3 protein-coding genes are annotated in these 7,351 nt (G+C 42.0%); all 3 read right to left on the reverse strand.

Annotated features, from left to right (window positions below; all coding sequences use genetic code 11):
* Nucleotides 1-2,901: MucBP domain-containing protein (locus tag LFUMFP_RS08750; RefSeq protein ID WP_199190582.1), on the reverse strand; the 2,901-nt coding region annotated here is incomplete at its 3' end.
* Nucleotides 2,902-3,154: 253 nt separating this feature from the next.
* Nucleotides 3,155-6,628, reverse strand: coding sequence for a MucBP domain-containing protein (locus tag LFUMFP_RS08755; protein WP_106483483.1), 3,474 nt, complete (start codon nt 6,626-6,628; stop codon nt 3,155-3,157).
* A gap of 249 nt (nt 6,629-6,877) precedes the next feature.
* On the reverse strand, nt 6,878-7,351 hold a 474-nt coding region (locus LFUMFP_RS08760; protein ID WP_158697740.1), incomplete at its 5' end, for a MucBP domain-containing protein.

Genomic DNA, 7,351 nt, shown 5'->3' on the forward strand with positions numbered 1-7,351 from the left:
CTTGCCGATTTTAGCATAGTGATAAGTAATCGTTTGGACATCATCCGTAAATACATCGTCGGCTGTCGCGTTGGTTTTGACCATTGCGTAACCGGCAATTTTGGTTGCTTCACTATTGACCTTATCGCCGACATTACCGCTTAGCGTTTTAGAAGTAGCTAGTTCTTTGCCAGCTGCGTCTACATAGTTAACCGTAACGTCTTTGCCGATTTTGGCATAGTGATAAGTAATCGTTTGGACATCATCCGTGAATACGTCATCGGCTGTCGCGTTGGTTTTGACCATCGCATAACCGGCAACTTTGGCTTCTTCGGCGTTGACTTTATCACCAATATTACCGCTTAACGTTTTAGACTCAGCTAGTTTTTTACCGGCTGCATCCACATAGTTAACCGTAACGTCCTTACCGATTTTGGCATAGTGATAAGTAATCGTCTGGACATCATCTGTGAATACATCATCGGCGGTCGCGTTGGTTTTGACCATTGCGTAACCGGCAACTTTTGCTTCTTCGGCGTTGACCTTATCACCAACATTACCGCTTAACGTCTTAGACTCAGCTAGTTTTTTGCCATCTGCATCGACATAATTAACGGTGACGTCTTTACCGATTTTGGCATAAATATAGGTCACGGTTTGAGCCGTTTCACTGAGCGTCCCGGTTTCATTACCGGTCACTTTTTTGAAGTCATAACCTGATACTTCTTTTTTAACAGCTGTATAGGGATCACCGATATTCCCAGTAAACGTTTTGGACTCAACAATTTTGTTGCCTGATTCGTCTACATAGTTAACCGTAACGTCCTTGCCGATTTTGGCATAATGGTACGTGATTGTTTGCGCATCATCCGTAAATACATCGTCGGCGGTCGCGTTGGTTTTGACCATCGCATAACCGGCCACTTTTGCTTCTTCGGCGTTGACTTTATCACCAACATTACCGCTTAACGTCTTAGAAGTAGCGAGTTCTTTGCCGGCTGCGTCTACATAGTTAACCGTAACATCCTTGCCGATTTTGGCATAGTGATACGTGATTGTTTGGACATCATCCGTAAATACATCATTCGCGGTCGCATTGGTTTTGACCATTGCGTAACCGGCAACTTTCAACGCTTCACTATTAACTTTATCACCAACATTACCACCTAACGTCTTAGACTCAGCTAGTTTTTTACCAGCTGCATCGACATAGTTAACGGTGACGTCTTTACCGATTTTGGCATAATGGTACGTAATTATTTGCGCATCATCCGTAAATACATCGTCGGCTGTCGCGTTGGTTTTGACCATTGCGTAACCGGCAACTTTTGCTTCTTCAGAGTTGACCTTATCACCAACATTACCGCTTAACGTTTTAGAAGTAGCGAGTTCTTTGCCAGCTGCATCGACATAGTTAACCGTAACGTCCTTGCCGATTTTGGCATAAACATAGGTCACGGTTTGAGCTGTTTCACTGAAAGTTCCGGTTGCATTATCATTAGCGACTTTTTTAAATGCATAACCCATAATCTCTTTTTTTACGGTTGCATAGGGGTCATCGACATTCCCCGTTAACGTTTCAGAAGCAGCTATTTGCTTACCGTCTGTGTCTTCATAATTGACCGTAATATTCTTAGCCGGAACTGGAATTTTCGTGTAATGATAAGTAATCATCTGCGGTGTATCCGCAAATTTACCGGTTTGATTATCTTCACCTACAGTCGCAGTATAACCCGCTATATCCTTATGAACTGCATGGTAATCATCACCAACATCGCCGGTTAAGGTTTCAGTTGTATCGCCATTCGCATCAGTAATAGCCTTGCCATCTTGATCAACATATTTAACCGCCACATCTTTTGCGAAACGCTTAACAGTTATGGTATAAGTTTGACCTTTTAACTTCGCACTAGGATCATTCGTAAAGCCGTTCAGTGGTGTCAAAATAACAGCCGTATCATTTAGATTACCACGATTAATTGTTAATGACTTCTCATCATAAATTGCGGGATTTAATCCCAACGATGTCAGTGTATCAACCAATCCAACACGCGAATAGGTTGAGCCCGAATCGCCAGTTGTTACAACTGATGCTCTAACTACTTCTCTAGTATAAGGATCAATTACATCATACTGATCGTCTACTTGTGGCGTGAATAACTTTACTATTTTTTCGTAACCATATGCTGCGATACCACACACATATTCATCATCTGCCTCTGTAATCCCAACTTTTTGTGTCGCAATTAACGGGTAATAAGAAATAGAACCATCATATTCAACGTTTTGACCATCACCAGCCCCCATAAACAGGATGTCTTGCTCCATATCATCTTTTGTTTCAGCATTCAATAGGATCTGCGTTAAATTTGAATCTTTTCCAGCTACTCGAATCGGAATTGTCATTAAACTATTTTCAGGATATTCGCGTTTAACAACATACGCACCTGTACTTGGAACAATTTGATACACCTCACGTCCTGTAGTAACTGTGTCCTTCAACTGACGAATGCTCAACGTTCCATTATGGATAATAGGCCCCGTTGCTGGATTAATCGGCTTAGTTTGAATATACCGATCCAGACTTTTCTGCATGGCATCTATGCCACCATCAACGGTTAACCCCTTAGGAATCACAATATAAATACTTTCTAAATACTGTGTTTCTTCACTACTATAAAGATGTAAATCTAACGTCCCCATCCCACCAAACGCGACATATTGTGCTGCGGTAACAAACATATTAGAAATATGGTGCACATTATTGGTTGGTAACGGTGTCGCTTTTGTAGCGGTTTCATTCGTATTCTGCGTCACATCCGATTGCGGTTGACCAGTGGCGGTCGTTGCCGAAACAATCGTTGCTGGATTCACCATCGCAAGCGCTGCGAGAACCGAAACCCCTTTTACAAATTTTTTCATAAACATTTTACCCCCGAAATACTTTTTTAATCGTTAAGTACTGTTAATATTGATGTTAATACACTTAATATACAACATTAATCATATACGTGCAATAGTATTACGACCGTGTAAATAGCGTCCAATGCACGTATATCAGTAATCTAGCGCGCTTTCTAGCTCCATCTAATGGTAGTATAAAAAATTAAAAATAGTCAATTCATTTCCGATAGCTTATCGAAAATAAATTGACTATTTTAATTGGTTTGCCTAATTAATTACGTCGTTTCTTGAAGACCATCCCAACGGTAGCAATTAGAAGCGCACCAATTATCCCTAATAAACTACTTACTTTAGCAACACTAGTTTGTGGTAATTGTTGTTTATGCTTAGCACCCGTTTTTTGAACCGGTTGTGGTTGCGTTTTAAGATTGTTAGTTGGGGTGGTTGATTGAATACCTTGCTTATCAGATTTAGTTCCTGATGGATCAATCACCTGCGTTGGTTTAGTCGCGTTCTTCGTATAGATGTACGTGACTGTTTGCGCTTTGTCACTGAATTGACCAGTGGCATTACCGACAACTTGTTTGTAAGTGTAACCCGTAATTGATGCTTGAACCGCTTGATAGCTTACCCCAACATTGCCGGTTAACGTTTTAGAAGCGGCAATTTGGTTGCCATCTACATCTTGATAGTTGACGGTAACATCTCCGGATTGAACCGGATTTTTCGTGTAAATGTACGTCACGGTTTGGGCTACAGTTCCAAAAGTGCCGGTTGGGTTACCACTAACTTGTTTATACGTGTACCCTGCAATTGGTGTTTGAACCGCTTGGTAGGTTGCACCCACATTGCCGGTCAACGTTCTAGAAGCGGCAATTTGGTTGCCATCTGCATCTTGGTAATTGACGGTGATATTAGCCCCTTGCACGGGATTTTTCGTATAGATATAGGTCACAACTGGGGCGCTTTCTGCGAATAAGCCATCAGGTGCACCCGTGATCGTCTTATAATGGTAACCCGCGATTGTCTTTTGGGTCGTATGATATGGCGTGCCAACATTACCGGTTAAAATTTCGGTACTTGCAATGGTTTGACCATTTTCATCAACATATTTAACCGTTTGATTGGCAGTTTTAATCGGTACACTTGGATCATCTTTCGTATAAACGTAAGTGATTGTTTGTGCGCTAGTGGTAAAACGACCGTCTGGTTCACCCGTGACTGCTTTGAAATGATAGCCAGTGATTGCCTTTTGAACGGCATGATAACTGTCATCGACATTGCCGGTTAAGGTCTCTGAAGCTGCAATTTGCTTGCCCGCTTCATCTTGATAGTTAACCGTGACATTGCCAGCTACAACTGGGTTCTTCGTGTAAACGTAGGTCACCGTTTGGGCTGTATCACTGAATTGACCAGCGGCGTTACCGTTGACTTGTTTAAATGTGTAACCGGCAATTGACGCTTGAACCGCTTGATAGTCAGTTCCGACATTGCCAGTTAACGTTTTAGAAGGCGCAATCTGGTTACCGTCGACGTCTTGGTAGTTGACGGTAACATCAGCCCCTTTAACAGGGTCTTTCGTGTAGACGTAGATCACCGTTTGAGCTGTATCACCGAGTGTCCCGTTTTCTTGACCCGTCACTGCTTTAAACGTGTAACCTGAAATGTCTTTTTTAACCGTTGTATATGAATCACCAACATTACCAGTGATTGTTTCAGAATCAGCTAATTGCTGACCATCAGCATCTTCATACTTAACGGTGAGATCTTTAGCATTTTTGATGTAATGATACGTAATCGTTTGGGCCTTATCTGTAAATTGACCAGTTTGATCCGCTTCACCTTTGACAGCGGCATAACCTGATATTGTCTTTTGAGTTGCGTGATAATCATCGCCGACATTGCCCTTTAATAGCTCTGTCGTATCACCATCAGCATCACTGATTGTTTTACCATCTTGATCGACGTATTTAACAGTGACATTATCAGCAATTTTAGCATAGTGGTACGTAATCGTTTGGGTCTTATCTGTAAACTTTCCATCTGGGGTCCCATCGGTCTTGACAACCGTATAACCAGAAACTGACGCTTCTTTTGCATTAATCGGGTCATTAACAAACCCAGTTAACGTCGTAGGATCAGCCAACTTGTTACCCGATTGATCAACATAGTTGACCGTGACGTTGCCAGCGACATTGTGGGTATAAATCAGCGTCGTCGTTTGTGGATCTTTGGTTAAATTGACCCCCACTTCACCCTGAACGTTAGACAACGTGTACCCGTCAATTGGTTTCATATAATCGGCAACAGAAAAGAAATCATCGATATTTCCACTAACAATTTCTGGATCTGCAATTTTATTGCCCGCTTCATCCGCGTATTTAATGGTCCAATCAGCCGCTGGAACGATTGGTGTTTTCTGATAATAATAAGTTACTGTCTGAGCTTGATTGGTCAATGTGCCATCAGTCGCATCGTCAATTGTCTTGCCAGCTATCGAACGTTCAACTTTAGTCATTTTATACCCATCAAATGACTGTGCATCCGTCGTATAGGCATCCCCGATGTCCCCTTTTTTGAGCACTGGCGCGGCTAATTGTGTCGTCACTGGTCCATAAAGACCGCCCTTGCTGTAGACATATTTAACCGTCACGTCTTTCGCAAACCGTTTAGCGGATAGCGTATAAGTATGGCCGGCCAAATGTGTGTAGGGATCATTACTTAATGCGTCCTGCGATGTCAACGGCACAGCAGTATCATTCAAATTACCTTGGTCGATTGTCAACGATTTTTCGTCATAAACCGTTGAGTCAATGCCGAGTGCAGCCAATGTATCGACTTTACCAACTCGCGAATAGGTTGTCCCGAGGGCCCCTGAAATCGTAGGCACGTGTTTGATAATTTCCTTAGTATTCGCGTCTATCACGGTGTAGTTATCGTCCACATTTGCGGCAAATAACGTTAAACTTCTCTGAATACCGGGATAAGCAATTCCCCGGACGTATTGATCATCAGTCCCTTGAATGCCTACACTCGTTGCTGTGACTTGCGGATATTTATTGAGCACGGTATCATCGAAAGCCACATTTTGGCCATCACCAGCCCCGACAAATAACATATCTTGTTTAATATCAGCCGTCGTATTTGCATTAAAAAGGATTTGTTTCAATCCTGAAGTCTCAGCACTTGAGCGAACTGGCACATTCATCAATGCCGGATTACCGGCCCCAGTCTCTGTAAATTCCCCAGCGGTTACATAGGCACCAGCGCTTGGCGTCACTTCATAAACTTCACGGCCATCCGTATTAGCCAACTGTTGAACCGTTAATGTTCCGTTGTGAATAATGGTATCGGCATCCGAGTTAAGTGGTTTAATTTGGGTGTATTGCGCTAGACTCTTCTGCATAGCAGCTAAGCCCCCATCGACTGTCAAGCCTGTCGGCATCACAATATAGATATTGCTTAAATATTGTGTTTTTTGACTGCTATAGAGATTTAAGTTTAATTCCCCAAGCCCACTATAGGCCATATAGCTTTCTGTCGGCTCAACATACAGATTAGAAAGATGCCGTATGTTATCTGTGGGCAATCCCGTAGTGGTTGCATTTGGTGTAGCGGTTTCATTTGTACTTTGTGTGACATCTGGCTGTGTTTGATTAATAGCCGTCGCAGCCGAAGCAATCGTTGCTGGATTGACCATCGCTAGCGCTGCGAAAACTGAAACTCCTTTTACAAATTTTTTCATAAATAATTACTCCCGAAATACTTTTTTATCGTTAAATTACCAATATCGACACATCAAGTGTACAGCATTAATTATTTTTATGCAATACTATTATAAGCAATTAATTTAGGGCCGTGACTGGATGATGCACTTATTCATTTGACTGATAATCTATTATAAAAAAATAGCCGGTGTATTGCGATAAATGATCGCAATACACTGGCTATTCAAGTCATCAACAATTCATTAAAATTGAATGAATCGATTTTATTAATTTTTTCGTCTCTTGAAAACCATTCCAACGACAGCCATTAGCAACGCCCCAATTGCACCTAATAGGCCGTTCACTTTAGCAACACCAGTTTGTGGTAATTGCTGTTTATGCTTAGCTGCTGACTTAGTCGTCTGATTAGTTTGACCTTGCTTAGCAACCATCTTTAAACCGGATTGTTGTTGAGGTTTAAGCTTGCTTGTTGCTGGTATTAACTGATTCCCTTGATTATCAGTTTTTGTCCCTGATTGATCAATCACCTGAATAGGCTTAGTCACATTTTTCGTATAGACATAAGTCACTGTTTGAGCCTTGTCGCTGAATTGACCAGTGGCATTGCCGTTGACTTGTTTAAACGTGTAACCGTCGACTGATGCTTGAACCGCTTGATAGTCAGTTCCGACATTGCCAGTTAACGTTTTAGAAGCGGCAATTTGCTTGCCTTCGGCGTCTTGGTAGTTGACCGTGACATT

The organism is Latilactobacillus fuchuensis (genome assembly GCF_900258455.1).
GTDB classification, from domain to species: Bacteria; Bacillota; Bacilli; order Lactobacillales; family Lactobacillaceae; genus Latilactobacillus; species Latilactobacillus fuchuensis.

Bases quoted from the DNA above. Each gene is read 5' to 3' on its own strand.
- LFUMFP_RS08755 (WP_106483483.1), bottom strand. From the start codon at position 6,628: ATGAAAAAATTTGTAAAAGGAGTTTCAGTTTTCGCAGCGCTAGCGATG.